Annotated in this window: 1 protein-coding gene; it reads left to right on the top strand. The window is 37.7% G+C overall.

Annotated elements, in window-relative coordinates:
• Nucleotides 1-40: 40 nt before the first annotated feature.
• Nucleotides 41-830 (top strand): FAD-dependent oxidoreductase (locus QMD21_07815; GenBank protein ID MDI6856669.1); only part of this gene is annotated, 790 nt, incomplete at its 3' end.

Genomic DNA, 830 nt, shown 5'->3' with positions numbered 1-830 from the left:
TCCAACTAATGATTGCTCTATTTGCATACTATCTCCGAAAATGGCTGAGTGCTATCTGAATCCCAATATTAACTTACTCACTTATTCTGAACTAATGGAGGTAAGTGGTGAAGCAGGAAATTTCAAAGTGAAAATTTTGAAAAAGGCAAAGTATGTTGACGAAAAAAAATGTACTGGCTGTGGTGACTGTAGTAAAAATTGCCCCGTAGAAATTCCTAATCAGTTTGAAATGAACCTTGCGCCAAGAAAAGCTATATACAGACCTTTTCCACAAGCGGTACCAAATAAATTTACAATTGATAAAAGAGGAATTTCACCCTGTAGAAACGCATGCCCAGCAGGCGTTAACGCCCAAGGCTATATCGCATTAATTTCGCAAGCAAAATTTAAAGAAGCACTCGCATTGATAAGGGAGAAAAACCCATTTCCTGCAATTTGCAGCAGGGTATGTCACCATCCCTGTGAAGAAGAATGTAATAGAAAAGAACTTGAAGAACCTATTGCTGTTGCAGCTCTTAAGAGATTTGTTGCAGATTGGGGATTAGAGCATTATGAAAAGCCTGCAAGAGTTGAAAAAACAAGGAAAGAAAAAATTGCAGTTATCGGCTCAGGACCTGCAGGCTTAACTTGCGCTTATTATTTAGCTAAACTTGGATATCCAGTAACTGTTTTTGAGGGTCTACCTACTGTTGGTGGTATGCTTGCAGTAGGCATACCTGAATATAGACTGCCTAAAAAAGTGCTCCAAGCAGAAATTGATTATATTAAAGACCTGGGTGTAGAAATAAAAACAAACACAAAAATAGAAAGTATCACTAGTCTAAAAGGTT

This window comes from Candidatus Thermoplasmatota archaeon, from assembly GCA_030018475.1.
Taxonomy (GTDB): Archaea; Thermoplasmatota; JASEFT01; order JASEFT01; family JASEFT01; genus JASEFT01.
The sequence above is the reverse complement of the archived record's forward strand: the minus strand, read 5'-3'. Positions and strand labels throughout refer to the sequence as shown.